Genomic DNA, 14,602 nt, shown 5'->3' on the forward strand with positions numbered 1-14,602 from the left:
ATCGTTCACGTGGCCTTGCGGAGCGTGTAGCCGCGGGGCGTCGCGACGAACCCCGCTTCCTGCAGGGCGAGGGCGAGCCCGGTGCCGTAGACGCCCTCGCCGTTGATCTTCTCGACCGTGAGGGTATCGAGCCGGCGTGCGCGCGCGGTGGCCGCGAGATCGGCGGCCGCGGCCCGCAGCACGTCGGCGTCGTCGCTGAACGCCAGCACCGTCCGTCCGCCGCGCTCGACGGAGAGCACGAGTGCTCCGTCGACGAGGACGACGAGCCCACCGGCCTTGCGCCCCGGCCGGTGCGCGACCCCGTCGAGTTTGGGCCAGCCCAGAGCCGCGCCGTACGGGTTGGCGGGGTCGGTGGCGGCGAGGGTCACGGCATCGCGCGGGGGCGGATCGGCGAGTCCGGCATAGGTGCGCAGACGATCGACCGTTCCGGACGCGGCGAACTGCGCGGCGCCGAGCTTCTCGATCACGTAGCCACGACGGCAGTGCCCGGCTTCTTCGAAGCCCGCCAGCACCCGGTACGCCTGGGCGAATCCCCCAGGGAGGCCCTCGGCGTGGACTGCACCGCGGGTGACGACGCCGTAGCGGTCGAGCAGCAGGCCGGCGGTCACGGTGGCACGCCGGGAGGGATCCTTCTCGACGGGAGGGAGCAACGACCAGCGTCCTCCGATCGACAGCGGCCTCGGCGCGGCCGAACCGGTGAAGGACACTCCGCGGTAGGTGCGGGCGCGGGGAGCGCGGCGCTTCACCTTGTGCGCCTGTGAGCCGCCGGCGAGCAGCGAGCGGATCGGCGCGAAAGTGTCGTTGGTCACGTAGCCCGACCAGGTCAGCGACCACAGCGCTTCGAGGACGGACTGCTCGTTCTCCGCGGCCGCCATCTCTTTCAGCTGGCCCGCGAAGTACGCTCCACCGACGTCGAGGGCGATGAGGATCCGCGACTCCAAGGAATCCGAGGCGATCTCGGTGTCGGGCTCCGGCAGGGTGAACGGCGCGAGGTCGGCGGGGTGCATCGACACCCAGCCGTCGCGGCCGGGGAGCGTGCCGTGGCCGGACCAGATCACTTCGCCGGCTGCGGTGAGCTCGTCCAGCAGCGCGGGCGTGTAGTCGCGTACGCGGGAGGGCAGCACCAACGATTCCCACGCGCTTGCAGGGATGGGGACACCGGCGAACTGTTCGATCACGGTGAGCACGCCGTCGACGCCTTCGAGAGGGCGACCGATGTGCTGCCAGTCGGGGAGGAAGCGGGCGTAGGCCTCGGGGGAGACCGGCTCGACGGATCCGCGGATCGCGGCGAGCGAGCGCATGCGGAGCCGGCGGAGCACCTCGGCGTCGCACCATTCGATCGCGTCGCCGCTGCCGGCGGCGTCGGGGAGGAAATAGCCGCTGGCGATGCGCCCTGCGGTCTCGAGGCGCTGCAGCGTATGACGGGCGACGGCGGCGCCGAGTCCGAACCGCGTGGCGACCGCATCCGTCGTGAACGGGCCGTGCGTGCGGGCGTGCCTGGCCACGAGATCCCCCAGCGGATCGGCCACGGGTTCGAGGAACGCGACGGGGATCCCCGTCGGGAGCGCGGCGCCCAGCGCATCGCGCAGCCGCCCGGCATCCTCGATCGCGGCGATGCGGCTCATGCCGCCGATCGTCACGGGGATCGCTCGTCGCGCCGTGACCAGGTCGCCCAGCAGCGCGGCGGCGGCATCGGCTTCGACGGTCTCTCCCGCTGTGCCCGGCACGCTCTCCGGGTCGAGGCGCAGAGCGACTTCCTCCGCATCGAGAGGCCCGAGCATGCGCAGCAGATCGGCGACGCCCTCGACGCCTCGCGCGCGACGGTCGGAGGCGAGCCGCTGTGCCTCGCGCTCGAACTGGGCGATCACGTCGGGGTCGAGGAGTTCGCGCAGTTCGACGGTGCCCAGCAGTTCGCCGAGGAGCGCAGGGTCGACCGACAGCGCGGCTGCCCGGCGCTCGGCGAGGGGCGAGTCGCCCTCGTACATGAACGCGCCCACATAGCCGAACAGCAGGTCGCGGGCGTAGGGCGACGGCTGGCCCGGCTCGGTCTCCACCAGGCGGATCCGGCGGTCGGCGATCGACGTCGCGAGGGCGCGGAGGGAGGGGAGGTCGTAGACGTCCTGCAGCACCTCGCGCAGCGTCTCGAGGATCACGGGGAACGTCGGGTGGCGCCTGGCCACTTCGAGCAGCTGCGCCGAGCGCTGTCGCTGCTGCCACAGCGGTGTGCGCTTGTTCGGGTTCATGCGGGGCATGAGCAGCGCCCGCGCCGCGCATTCGCGGAACCGGGAGGCGAACAAGGCAGAGCCGCCCACCTCCTCCGTCACGATGTGTTCGAGCTCTTCGGGCTCGAACACGAACAGTTCTGCCCCCGGTGGCTCGGCCTCCGCATCCGGGATCCGCACGATGATGCCGTCGTCGCTCGCCACCGCCGACCCCTCGACGCCCAGTCGCTCGCGCACGCGGGCGTTGATGGCCAGCGCCCACGGTGCGTGCACCTTCATGCCGTACGGGGAGTGCAGGATGACCCGCCAGTCGCCGACCTCGTCGCGACCCCGTTCGACCGTGAGGGTCCGGTCGGTCGGGAGTGTGCCCGTCGCCTCGCGCTGCTCCGTGAGGTGCGCCAGGAGGTTCGCGCGAGCCTGGTCGTCGAGACCCGCATCGATCAGACGCTGCGCCGCCTTCTCGGGCGGAGCAGTCGAGACCTCGCGCGCGAAGGCGCCGAGCGCCTCGCCGAGCTCGAACGGTCGGCCGATGCCGTCGCCATGCCAGAACGGCACCTTGCCGGGCTGTCCGTAGGCGGGGATCACATTGACGCGGTCGTGGGTGATCTCGGCGATCCGCCAGCTGGTCGTGCCGAGCGTGAACACGTCGCCGACCCGTGACTCGTAGACCATCTCCTCATCGAGCTCGCCCACCCGGGCACCGGTGGTCTCGCCGGCCACGAACACGCCGAACAGGCCGCGGTCGGGGATCGTCCCGCCGCTGGTCACCGCGATGCGCTGCGCGCCGGGTCTGCCCGTCAGCGTCCCCGCGTCGCGGTCCCACACGAGTCGAGGGCGCAGCTCGGCGAACTCGTCCGACGGGAAGCGTCCGGCCAGCAGATCGAGCGTGGCCTCGTACGCAGAGCGGGGGAGGGACTGGAACGGCGCGGAACGACGGACGGTCTCGAACCACTCCTCGACGCTGATCGCACCGAGGGCGCTCGCGGCGACGGTCTGCTGGGCGAGGATGTCGAGCGGATTGCGCGGCACCTGGATCGCCTCGATCTTCCCCGCCAGCATTCGCTCGGTGACGATCGCGGTGTGCAGCACATCACCGCGGTGCTTGGGGAAGAGCGCGGCGCGGCTGATCTCGCCCACTTGATGCCCTGCGCGTCCGACGCGTTGCAGACCGGAGGCCGCCGACGGCGGGGCCTCGACCTGGATCACGAGGTCGACCGCCCCCATGTCGATACCGAGCTCGAGGCTGCTCGTCGCGACGACGCAGCGCAGGACACCCGACTTGAGCTCTTCCTCGACCTGGGCGCGCTGCTCCTTCGACACCGATCCGTGGTGCGCCTTGGCGAGCACGGGATCGGCACCGGCCGTCGCTCCGGCCTGCGCCATCATGGCCGCGGGGACGGTCGCCGCGGGCAGTGCGACGCCGATCCGCTCGGAGTGGATCTCGTTGAGGCGACCCGTGAGCCGCTCTGCCAGTCGCCGGGAGTTGGCGAACACGATCGTCGAGTTGTTCTGCAGGATGCGGTCGACGATCGCCTCCTCCACATGCGGCCACACCGAACCGGTGACCTCGGTGTACTCCGCGTCCACGGTCTCGGCCTCGACGCCGGGAGGGGGCGGCGGGTTGGTCATGTCCTCCATCGGGACGACGACGTCGAGTTCGAAGGTCTTCGACGCCGGGGGCGCCACGATCTCCACCGGAGCCGAGCCGCCGAGGAACCGCGCGACCTCGTCGATCGGACGCACCGTGGCCGAGAGTCCGATTCGCTGGGCAGGCGTCTCGATCCCGTTCGCCCGGCGCAGTGCGTCGAGGCGTTCGAGGCTCACGGCCAGATGCGCGCCGCGCTTGGTCGCGGCGACGGCGTGCACCTCGTCGATGATCACGGTGTGCACGCCGCGCAGCGTCTCGCCCGCGCGGCTCGTGAGCATGAGATACAGCGACTCGGGGGTCGTGATCAGGATGTCCGGCGGATCGGACACCAGCTTGCGGCGGTCGCTCGACGTGGTGTCGCCGGAGCGCACTCCCACCGTGACCGCGGGGGCGGGCACGCCGAGCCGACGAGCGGACTGGCCGATGCCGATCAGGGGGGAGCGGAGATTGCGCTCGACGTCGACGCCCAGCGCCTTCAGCGGTGAGATGTAGAGGATGCGGGTTCGAGGTTCGCCCTTCGCCGGGAGGGCGAACCCCGACGTGCGCTCTCGGAAGACGCTGTCGAGCGACCACAGGAACGCCGACAGCGTCTTGCCGGAACCGGTCGGTGCGACGACCAGAGCGTGCTTCCCGGCCGAGATCGCCTCCCAGGCGCCCGCCTGGGCCGGAGTGGGCGCGGGGAACGCACCCCGGAACCAGTCCTGCGTGGCCGGGGTGAAGCGGTCGAGCACATCGCTCATGTCTCCATCTTCGCCGAGGCCGGGGACATCCGGGCCGTGCGTCCACGCGTCACCGCTCCAGTGAGACCTCCCGCAGTGCGCCGTCGTCCCCGATCTCGAGGGTGAGGTCCAGGTCGAGCCGGCGCAGGAAGGCATCGTCATGGCTCACCACCAGCACCGCGCCGCGATAGGCGCGGAGGGCATCGACCAGCTGGTCCACCGTGTCCAGGTCGAGGTTGTTCGTCGGCTCGTCCAGCACCACGAGGTGCGGGGCGGGGTCGGCGAGCAGCAGCGTGGCCAGCGCGACGCGGAAGCGCTCGCCGCCGGACAGGGACGACACGGGACGGTCGGCCGTGGCCCCGCGGATGAGGAAGCGGGCGAGCCGGTTGCGTAGCTCCTTCTCGGGAACCTGCGGTGCGGCGGCGGCGATGTTCTCGAACACCGAGCGCTCTTCGTCGAGACCGTCCACCCGTTGGGGCAGGTACCCGATGAGGTCGGTGTGGGCCTCGGCGTGCACCCGCGGGCGTTCATAACTCCTCAGATCTGCGGCCGATCCGGTCGTAGCGCCCGCTTGCGGTGCCGAGGAGACGTTTTCTGAGGAGTTGTGAACACCGCCGGCGACCAACTGCTCCAGCAGGGTCGTCTTCCCGGCACCGTTGCGACCGATCAGCGCCACGCGCTCGGGACCCTGCACCACCCAGGCGCGCTCACCGTCGTCGATGGTCGCGATCCGGCGACTGCGCGACATCCCGGGATCGGGCAGCTCGATCTTCATCGACGCATCCGAGCGCACGCGTCTGCCGGCGTCGTCGAGCACCGACCGGGCGGCCTCCTCCTTCGCGCCGACTTCGGTGCGGAGCCTGCCGGCCGACACCTCGGCGGCCATCTTGCGGCCATGCGCGATGATCTTGGGGACCCGCTTCTCGATCTCGGCCTTCTTCGCGGTGCGTGCGCGGTGGGCGAGCTTCACCTCGGCCTCGATCCGCTGGCGCTTCTCCTTGCGGAACGCCTGGGCGGCGGTGACCTCGGCCTGTTTCGCCGCGTCCTGCTCGGCATCCAGCCAGGCGCGCCACTCCGAATAGGGTCCACCGAACACGCTGAGCGTCTGGGCGTACAGCTCCGCGGTGTCGTCCATCAGCTCGAGCAGGGACAGATCGTGGCTGACGACGATGAGCGTGCCCTTCCAGGCGCGCACCATCGCGGCGAGTTTCGCCCTGGCGTCGCGATCGAGGTTGTTGGTCGGTTCGTCGAGCAGCGTGATCGGCGCGCGACGCAGGCGGATGCCGGCGATCGCGACGAGCACCGCTTCGCCGCCGGAGAGCTCGCCGACCCTGCGGTCCAGGAATTCCGGAGCAAGGCCAGCTTCCGCCAACGACGCCTCGGCGCGCGCTTCGGTGTCCCAGTCGTCCCCGACGGCGTCGAAGTGTGCGGGATCGACGTCGCCCGCGCCGATCGCCCGGACGGCGTCGAGGGCGGCGGAGACGCCGAGCAGCTCCGCGACCCGGCGGTCGACGTCTAGCGTGAGCTGCTGCGGGAGGTAGGCGACCTCGCCGGAAGCCGCGACGACTCCCGAGGTGGGTTCGAGCTCGCCGGCCATCAGGCGCAGCAGCGTGGACTTGCCGGCGCCGTTGCGACCGACCAGGCCCGTGCGCCCGGAGGCGAGGCTGCCGGAGATGCCGTCGAGCGCGATCGTGCCGTCCGGCCAGGTGAAGGCGAGCCGATCGAGGACGACCGATGCGTGGGGGGAAGCGGGGGTTGACATGGGGTCTCCTGTCGAGTGCGAGGGTGCACTGACACCGAGCACCGACCGGACCATGTGGAGTCACAGGTCGCGGAGGAGCGGGTCTGCCGTGGAGTCGGCGATCGTCGGGTCAGCGCGCGGAAAGAGAGGCGCGGAGGCGACGGATCAGATCAAAGGACTTCCAGACACGGCGGACAGGACGCCTCGACGATACCCGGGCGTGTCGGTGCTCCGCAACCCGGGCGTGTCGCGCATCAGTCGGGCGGGGGATGCCGTCGCGCGAAGGAATCCGTAGCGTGGAGGCATGGCAGGCAGAACCCGAGTCCTCAGGAGTCCCGGTCGCGCATGGGGCTGGGCGTCGGGCTCGCGCTCGGCGTGGCGATCGGCTCCTCCCTCGGCATCGCGTTGCAGAACTGGCTGCTCGGCTTCGTGATCGGGGTGGCGGTCGGCATCGCGCTCTCGGTCGCCCTCACTTCGGGCGGTGGCCCGCGCGCGGGGGATGAACGGGAAGACGACGCTCCGGGGCAGGAGGGCCGCGACGACGAGGACCCGCCCGAACGCTGATCAGTCGGCGGAGATGCCCTCGAGCCACTTCGAGAGGAACCGGTGCACGTCGCCCAGCTCCTCTTCGGAGATGCTGTGGGTCAGCCCGGTGTACACCCGTCCGGAGAGCTCGGAGTGTGCAGGCAGCCACTGCGCCGTATGGTCGATCAGCGCGGGCGGGATGACGTCGTCGCCCGTGCCCCGGCCCCAGAACACGGAGGGGCGCAGTTCGGTCAGCGCCTCGTCATTCGGCAAGTCGCCGGGCGCCGCATAGCCGCTCAGCGCCACCACCGCGTCGATGCGTTCGGGGGCGAGTCGCAGCGCCTGCAGCGCCACCGCCGCACCCTGTGAGAACCCCAGCAGGGCGACCGACGGAGCGTTCTCGGCGGCATCGGCGAGCCAGCGCAGGAAGGCCTCCCCGGCACGGGTGACGGAGGCGGGGTCGCGCCCGTCTAGCCCCTCGATCGCGTACCAGGATCTCCCCGGCATGGGCCACGGTGGGGACAGGGGTGCGGCCACGGACGCCACTGTGATGCCCTCGGGGAGATAGGGGACGAGCCCGAAGAGGTCGTGCTCGTCCGCCCCGTAGCCGTGCAAGAGGACCAGTAGCGGCATCCCTCCGCGGTCGCGGGACGACCATCGGGTCGCGGTGTCGTCGATCATCAGGTTCTCGCTCACACCGTCATCCTGCCAGGGCCCGCCGACGCGAGGCGCCCGCAACCGCACCACGCGCCCGCCACCAGGCGCCCGCACCACGCCCGCCACCAGGCGCCCGCCGACACGCCCGCCACCAGGCGCCCGCCGACACGCCAGATGTCGGACCGAAGTGCGAGCAACGTCCGACATCTGGCGTGTCGGCGGGAGAAACGGTGCGCATCGCGCCGGGGCACGAGGGCGGCGGACGAGGGCGGGGCACTAGGGCGGCGCACGAGGGTGGCGCACACGGGCGGGGCGCGGGCGAAAGGCGCACCGGTGTCGTTCCGCGGGGGCGGCTGGTAGAAAGGAGACATGGCGGTCCGCACACCTGATCCCGATCCGGAGCCCGAAGAAGAGGGTCTCGGCGCTTTCCGCGATGCGAACCCGCCGGCTCCCGATGCGAACCCCGGCTGGCTGAGCGAGTTCGAGCTGGAGGAGGCGCGGCGGCGACTGCCGATGCTCTACGTCGAGGCGATCCCCGTGCGCACCGACGGCTCCGGTCAGGTCACCGAGATCGGCATCCTGCTGCGGTCCACGCCGATGGGGGAGATGACGCGCACGATCGTTTCCGGACGCGTCCGCTTCGGCGAGACGATCCGCGAGGCGCTCTTCCGGCACGTGGAGAACGACCTGGGCCCGATGGCCTTTCCGCTGCTCCCGCCGCAGCCGCTGCCGTTCACGGTGGCCGAGTACTTCCCGATCCCCGGCGTCAGCGCCTTCCACGACGACCGCCAGCACGCGGTGTCGCTGGCTTTCGTGGTGCCCGTCACCGGCACGTGCGAACCGCGACAGGATGCGCTCGAAGTCACCTGGTTCTCACCGGAGGCCGCGGGATCCGACGCGGTCGCAGCCGAGATGGAGAACGGTCGCGGCACCCTGGTGCGTCAGGCGCTCGCGAGCCTCGGCCTGCTCCGCTAGCACTGCAGCGCCGAGAACACTCCCTCGCGCCGAGACCCTGTGTCGTCAGCATCGGCCGCCGGGGCGTTTCGACGCGCGTCAACGGTTGCGCGTGCGCCGAATCAGTGCTCCGCCGCGCCTGAGACGGGAGAGACTATTGCGCCGTGTCGCTTATTGGGCTAAGAAGTAGACCATTAGTCCAATAGGCAAAGGATGCTTCGATGGATGCTTCGACGACGACAACCCGCAACACCGCACGGCCGGCCGGGGAACGTGCCCTTCGAGGCAACCTCGGGGCGGTCGCCGTGACTTTCATGGTGATCGCCGCCGCCGCTCCGCTCACCGTGATCGGCGGGCTCGTGCCGATCGGCTTCCTCATCGGGAACGGGATCGGCTTCCCCGTCATGTTCCTCGTCGCCACGGTGATCCTGCTGCTGTTCTCGGTGGGCCTCACCGCGATGAGCCGCTATCTCCCGAAGGCCGGCTCGTTCTTCGTGTTCGCCACGCACGGCCTCGGTCGCACGCCAGGACTCGCCACCGCCTATCTGGCGCTCATCTGCTACACGACGGTGCAGATCGCGGTCTTCTCCTACCTCGGCGCGACCATCAGCTCGAGCATCGTCCTGCTGGGCGGCGCCGAGATCCCGTGGTGGCTGCTCACGCTGCTCACCGTGGTGATCGTCGGGGCCCTCGGCTACCGGCGGATCGAGCTCAGCTCCCGCGTGCTCGTCGTCGTCCTGCTCGCCGAGATGGGGATCGTGGTGCTGCTCGGCATCGTCATCCTCGCCACCGGCGGCGCGGAGGGCGTCACCTTCGGCACCTTCCTCCTGCAGAACATCCTCTCCGGAGCTCCTGCGCTCGGGCTGATGTTCGCGATCGCGAGCTTCATCGGATTCGAGTCGACGGTCGTCTACCGCGACGAGGTGCGCTCGCCCGAGCGGACGATCCCGCGGGCGACGTACGCGTCGGCGATCGTGATCGGGCTGTTCTACGCCTTCGCGTCGTGGGCGATCGTCGTCGGGCTGGGCGAGGACCAGGTCACCGCCGAGGCGGCCGCGGATCCCACCACGCTCATCGCCCGCGTGACCGAGCAGTACCTCGGGCCGGTCGGGTCCGTCGCCATCGCACTGCTCTTCCTCGGGAGCATGTTCGCGGCCGTGCTGTCGCTGCACAACGTCCTCACCCGTTACCATCACGCGATGGCGAACGCTCGCGTCCTCCCCGACCGTCTCGGCACCGTACACGCTCGTCACGGCTCCCCGCACGTCGCCTCCATCGTGCAGGTCGCCACGTCCGGCGCCGCGATCGTCCTCCTCACCGTCATCGGGTTCACGCCGGAGAACATCTTCTCGTGGTTCGCCGGCATCGGAACCCTCGCGATCGTGATCCTGATGGCCGTCACCTGCCTCGCCGTGATCGTCTATTTCGCCCGCACCCGGGTGCTGCGCAGCCCGTGGCACACCGTGATCGCCCCGGGCCTCGGATTCCTGGGTCTCGCCGTCTCCGCCGTGCTCATCGCCGCGAACTTCCCGCTGCTGGTGAGCGATGTCGACGCCGACGGCGATCCCGCCTGGGGACCCGTCAGCATCACGCTCGTCGCTGTCGTGGTGCTCGCCGTCGTCGCCGGCGTCGTCCAGGCCGTGATCATGCGCGCACGGCGCCCGGAGGCGTACGCGCAGATCGCCCGCCGATTCGACGAGAGCGCCTGATGCCCTCCACGCCCACCCACCTCACACCACGCATGGAGGACATCATCGCCCGCCGCACCTCGCCTCTGCGACCGCTCATCGGCATCACCGGACGCCGCACCCGTGCCGGAGTGATCGGGGCGCCGCACGGATTCGCCGATGCGCCGCTCGAGGCCTACCTGAGCGAGTATGCGACCTCCGTGCTCCGTGCCGGAGGGCTCCCGATGCACCTGCCGATGGACGCCGCGCCCGACGACCTCGTCGCCCGCGTGGACGGCATCGTGATCGTGGGCGGGGACGACGTCGATCCGCGCCGCTACGGACAGGCGCCAGGGCCGTTCACGCTCGCGATCGACCCCGGACGCGACGAGTTCGAGTTCGGGGTGGTCGAGGCGGCGATCGAGCACGGCGTCCCCGTGCTCGGAGTGTGCCGCGGGGCGCAGCTCATCAACGTCGTCCGGGGCGGGACCCTCCGACAGCACCTGGCGCACGGCGAGGGCGAGTCGCACGGCTCCTACGCCTATCCGCGCGCACACCGCGTGCACGACGTGAGCACGGCCCCGGGCAGCCTGATGCGCGAGCTCTACGGCGACACCACCCTCGTGAACTCGTTCCACCATCAGGCTGTCGAGACCCCAGGACGCGGGGTCGTCGTGACCGGAATCGCCCCCGACGGAGTGGTCGAGGCGATCGAGGTCAGCGGTCATCCGGCGGTCGGAGTGCAGTGGCACCCGGAGACGTTCGGGTCCGACCCGATCTTCGACTGGCTGGTCGACCAGGCAGCCGTCTACGCGACGCTCGGCGCCGCGTCCGAGACACAGACCGTCGCCTAGGCGTCGGCGGACAGGGAGAAGAAAGTGCGACATTCAGACAAGAACGCGTTCCTCACGGGAGCGGGATCCGGTATCGGGCGGGAGACTGCGCTCCGCCTCGCGAGCGAGGGAGCTCGCATCCTCGTCACCGACGTCTCGGCCGAGGGCGCGGCCGAGACCGTGCGGCTGATCGAGGAGGACGGAGGCACCGCGCTGGCTGCCGTGGTCGATGTCCGCGAGCGCGAGCAGATCCGCGCGGCGGTCGAGACGGCCAGGCAGGCATGGGGATCGCTGCATCTGCTCGTCAACAACGCGGGAGTGGTCACCGAGCACTCCTTCGAGACCCTCACCGAGCAGGCGTGGGACTTCGTCTTCGACATCAACCTGAAGGGGCAGTTCCTCGTGGCGCAGGAGGTCGCGCCCCTGATCGCCGCCTCCGGTGGCGGAGCGATCGTCAACCTCTCCACGGTCGAGGCACTCGTCGTGGTGACCAGCACCGGCACGGCTCAGCCGCACTACAACGCCAGCAAGGGCGGCGTGCCCATGCTCACGAAGGCGCTCGCGGTCGAGCTCGCGGCGAAGAACATCCGCGTCAACTGCGTGGCTCCGGGCCCGATCGCCACCGACTTCTTCGACTACGAGAGCGTCACCAGTCCCGAGGCTCTGGAATTCATGAAGCAGCGCCTGCTGGTGCCGCGCGTGGGCGTGCCTGCTGACATCGCCGCCGCCGTGTCCTGGCTGCTCAGCGACGAGGCGTCGTGGATCGACGGGATCCAGCTCCCCGTCGACGGAGGGTGGCTGACCCGATGATCGACGACGTGAGACTGGAGCCGGATGATCTCGCCGCCGCCGGCATCCGAACCGTGATCGTGGCGACGCCCGACATGCAGGGGCGGCTCGTGGGGCGGCGCATCCCGGTGGAGGGGTTCGGGCGGGTGGTCGCGAACGGCGTCGACATCTGCACCTGCGCGTGGGCGTGGGACATCGATCAGGGGCTGGAGCTGATCGATCAGAACAGGTTCGCGCTGTGCGGCATGCACAACGGCGTTCCGGATGTGACCCTGATCCCGGATCTGGAGACACTGCGTCCGGCGGCCTGGCTCGATGGCGTCGCGATCTGCCTCGCAGACCCGGTCGATGTGCGAACGCACGAGCCGATGGCGCTCTCACCCCGTGTGCTCCTGAAGCAGGAACTCGCCCGCATCCGCGAGCGCGGACTCACCCCGCTCGCCGGAACCGAGCTGGAGTTCTACCTCTTCCGCAACGATCCGCGCGAGCTGCGTCGCTCCGGGTTCCGTGATCTCGACCCGACCACGCTCACCCCTTCGGACTTCATGATCCACGAGGGAAATCTGTACGAGCCCTTCTTCCAGAAGCTGCGCGCCGATCTCCGTGCCAGCGGCATCCTCGTCGAGGCCGCGCAGAGCGAGTGGGGTCTCGGCCAGTGGGAGATGACCTTCGAGTACGGCGATCCGCTCGAGATGGCCGACCGCCATGCCCTGTACAAGCTCGCCGTCCGCGACACGGCGGCTCGCGCCGGCATGTCCGCGACGTTCATGGCTCGACCCCTGAACGATCAGCCCGGATCGTCCTGTCACGTGCACGTGTCGTTCGTCGACGAGGACGGGGTGCCCGTCTTCTGGGACGAGACGGCGCCCGACCGGCTCAGCGGGCGGATGCGCTCCGCGATCGCCGGTGCGTTGGAGCATGCCCCGGCTTTGATGGCCTGGTACGCGCCGACCGTGAACTCCTATCGTCGGAGCAACTCCGCGGACGTCGCCGGAAGCGGTCGCACCTGGGGTTACGACAACCGCACGGCCACCATCCGCGTGGTGGGGCACTCGCCGCAGGCGCTGCGCTTCGAGTTCCGGTTGCCCGGCGCGGACACCAACCCGTATCTCACTCTCACCGGGGTGCTCGCCTCGGCGCGCGACGGCATGGAAGCCGGGAGTGTGCTCGGTGACGCGGTCGTGGGCAGCGCCTACGATCTGCCCGGCGACGATTCCATGCCGGGGGACCCGCATCAGGCCAGTTCCCTCTTCGGGGAGAGCCCGCTGATACGCGGTCTGCTCGACGCGGAGCTGATCTCGCACCAGCAGGTGCTGCTCGAGCACGAATGGTCGACGTTCATGTCGCGGGTCACGGACTGGGACCTGCACCGCTATTTCGATCGGATCTGAGATGACCTACCCCGCCCTGCGCACCTGGATCGGCGGTGCTGCCGAGGAGAGCCCCGAGAGCGACGGCAGCTGGCTGCACGATCCGAACACGGGCGAGGCCCTGGTCGCCTCGTCGTCCAGTTCGCTGGCACAGGTCGCCCGCGCCGTGGGCGCGGCTCAGGAAGCTCACGACGACGCGCGGTGGCGCGGCCTGAGTCCGGCCCGCCGGGCAGAGAAGCTGAGTGATCTGGCGGACTGGCTCGATGACCGCGCCGAGGAGATCGCTCGTCTCGATGCGCTGAACAGTGGTGTTCCGATCGCCGTCACCCGCCTGTTCGGCGGAGCCAACGGCGACACCGTGCGGGATGCTGCGAAGCGCGCCGTCGCGGTCGGAGATGTCCGCGAGCTCCCCTCGGAACAGGGGGGAGTGCGACTGCACCGTGCGCCGTGGGGACCGACCGCTCTCATCCTGCCGTGGAACGCGCCGAGCGCGATGGCTGTCAAGAAGACCGCCTTCGCGCTCGCCGCCGGTGCGTCGGTCGTGCTGAAGCCCTCGTCGTTCTCCCCCTGGAGCGCGCAGCTGTTGCTGGAGGGCGTGCACGCGGTGGGCATCCCGGACGGCGTCGTGAGTCTGGTGCAGGGCGGCGGTGGCATCGGTCGCTCCCTCGTCGCGGATCAGCGCATCGCCGCGATCTCGATGACCGGTTCCACGCCCACCGGCCGCGCGATCGCCGCGACGGCGGCGCCGCGCTTCGCCCGACTCCAACTGGAGCTCGGATCGAACAATGCCGCGATCGTCCAGGCGGGCGCCGACCTCCCCGCCGCCGCGACGGCTCTCGCCGATGGCCTCCTGAAGCTGTCGGGACAGTGGTGCGAGGCACCGCGCAGAGTGCTGGTCGATCGGGCGCGGCGAGACGAGCTGGCAGGTCTGCTGATCGCGGAGTTCGCCCGTCGGGTGATCGGGTCGAGCCTGGACGAGGCGACCCAGGTCGGCCCGGTCGCGTTCGCCGGGCGGCGGGATGAGCTGATCGAGCAGCGGGATCGTCTGGCACGCGACGGTGCCGAGATCCTCCGTGTCTCGCAGGTTCCGACGACCGGGTGGTTCGTCGAGCCGACGGTGGCTGTGCTCGATGGTCCAGGGCTCGAGGACGAGGTGTTCGGTCCGATGCTTCTTGTCGGCGGCTACGACAGCGAAGAGGAGGCCGTCGCTCTGGCGAACACGGGGCAGGTCGGACTGGCGGGGTATGTCTTCGGGGACGACAGGGAGGCCGCTGCGCGACTCGGGACGCGCTTGATCGCCGGTGAGGTCAAGATCAACGGCACGAGCGTGCTGGACATGTCGCCCGAATCGGCCCAGAGCTTCTTCGGGGCGAGCGGTCTGGGCGGGCACGGCGACGACGATGTGCTTGACTTCTTCGTGGGGAAGCAGATCGTGGGCGCCGACCGCGCTGACCTTCCCCTCTGATCGGAGGGTGTG

The 14,602-nt window shown here is 70.4% G+C and carries 10 protein-coding genes; 7 read left to right on the plus strand and 3 right to left on the minus strand.

Annotated features, from left to right (window positions below; genetic code table 11):
• Window positions 1-5: 5 nt before the first annotated feature.
• Both LC041_RS02155 and LC041_RS02160 read right to left on the minus strand, forming a co-directional pair.
• Window positions 6-4,610 carry an ATP-dependent helicase gene (locus LC041_RS02155; RefSeq protein ID WP_226531332.1) on the minus strand — a complete coding sequence of 1,535 codons (4,605 nt, stop codon included), beginning with the start codon at window positions 4,608-4,610 and terminating at the stop codon, window positions 6-8.
• Between the two features lie 49 nt (window positions 4,611-4,659).
• Window positions 4,660-6,351, minus strand: a complete 1,692-nt coding sequence (locus LC041_RS02160) for an ABC-F family ATP-binding cassette domain-containing protein (RefSeq protein ID WP_226531333.1) — start codon at window positions 6,349-6,351, stop codon at window positions 4,660-4,662.
• A gap of 324 nt (window positions 6,352-6,675) precedes the next feature.
• Between LC041_RS02160 and LC041_RS02165 the strand changes: the two genes are divergently transcribed.
• Complete coding sequence (locus LC041_RS02165; RefSeq protein WP_226531334.1) at window positions 6,676-6,894, plus strand: hypothetical protein; 219 nt, start codon at window positions 6,676-6,678, stop codon at window positions 6,892-6,894.
• On the opposite strand, the gene LC041_RS02170 is transcribed toward LC041_RS02165, so the two are convergent.
• The gene (locus LC041_RS02170; protein WP_374197648.1) at window positions 6,895-7,551 is read right to left on the minus strand and encodes an alpha/beta hydrolase; all 657 of its coding nucleotides are present in this window, start codon (window positions 7,549-7,551) and stop codon (window positions 6,895-6,897) included. It lies immediately after the preceding gene.
• 330 nt (window positions 7,552-7,881) lie between these two features.
• Here LC041_RS02170 and LC041_RS02175 point away from each other — a divergent pair, with 330 nt between their 5' ends.
• The 6 genes from LC041_RS02175 to LC041_RS02200 all read left to right on the plus strand — a co-directional run bounded on the left by LC041_RS02175 (window position 7,882) and on the right by LC041_RS02200 (window position 14,590).
• Window positions 7,882-8,487, plus strand: coding sequence for an NUDIX hydrolase family protein (locus LC041_RS02175; protein WP_226531335.1), 606 nt, complete (start codon window positions 7,882-7,884; stop codon window positions 8,485-8,487).
• Window positions 8,488-8,687: 200 nt separating this feature from the next.
• Window positions 8,688-10,175 carry an APC family permease gene (locus tag LC041_RS02180; RefSeq protein ID WP_226531336.1) on the plus strand — a complete coding sequence of 496 codons (1,488 nt, stop codon included), beginning with the start codon at window positions 8,688-8,690 and terminating at the stop codon, window positions 10,173-10,175.
• On the plus strand, window positions 10,175-10,987 hold the full coding sequence (locus LC041_RS02185; RefSeq protein ID WP_226531337.1) for a gamma-glutamyl-gamma-aminobutyrate hydrolase family protein: 813 nt from the start codon (window positions 10,175-10,177) through the stop codon (window positions 10,985-10,987). The genes LC041_RS02180 and LC041_RS02185 overlap by 1 nt, the downstream gene beginning before the upstream one ends.
• A gap of 24 nt (window positions 10,988-11,011) precedes the next feature.
• The gene (locus LC041_RS02190) at window positions 11,012-11,776 is read left to right on the plus strand and encodes an SDR family NAD(P)-dependent oxidoreductase (RefSeq protein ID WP_226531338.1); all 765 of its coding nucleotides are present in this window, start codon (window positions 11,012-11,014) and stop codon (window positions 11,774-11,776) included.
• A complete protein-coding gene (locus tag LC041_RS02195) occupies window positions 11,773-13,146 on the plus strand; it encodes a glutamine synthetase family protein (protein ID WP_226531339.1) in 1,374 nt (457 codons plus the stop codon). The genes LC041_RS02190 and LC041_RS02195 overlap by 4 nt, the downstream gene beginning before the upstream one ends.
• Before the next feature lies 1 nt (window position 13,147).
• The gene (locus tag LC041_RS02200; protein WP_226531340.1) at window positions 13,148-14,590 is read left to right on the plus strand and encodes an aldehyde dehydrogenase family protein; all 1,443 of its coding nucleotides are present in this window, start codon (window positions 13,148-13,150) and stop codon (window positions 14,588-14,590) included.
• The last annotated feature ends 12 nt before the right edge of the window (window positions 14,591-14,602 follow it).

The organism is Microbacterium paraoxydans (assembly GCF_020524545.1).
GTDB classification, from domain to species: Bacteria; Actinomycetota; Actinomycetes; order Actinomycetales; family Microbacteriaceae; genus Microbacterium; species Microbacterium paraoxydans_C.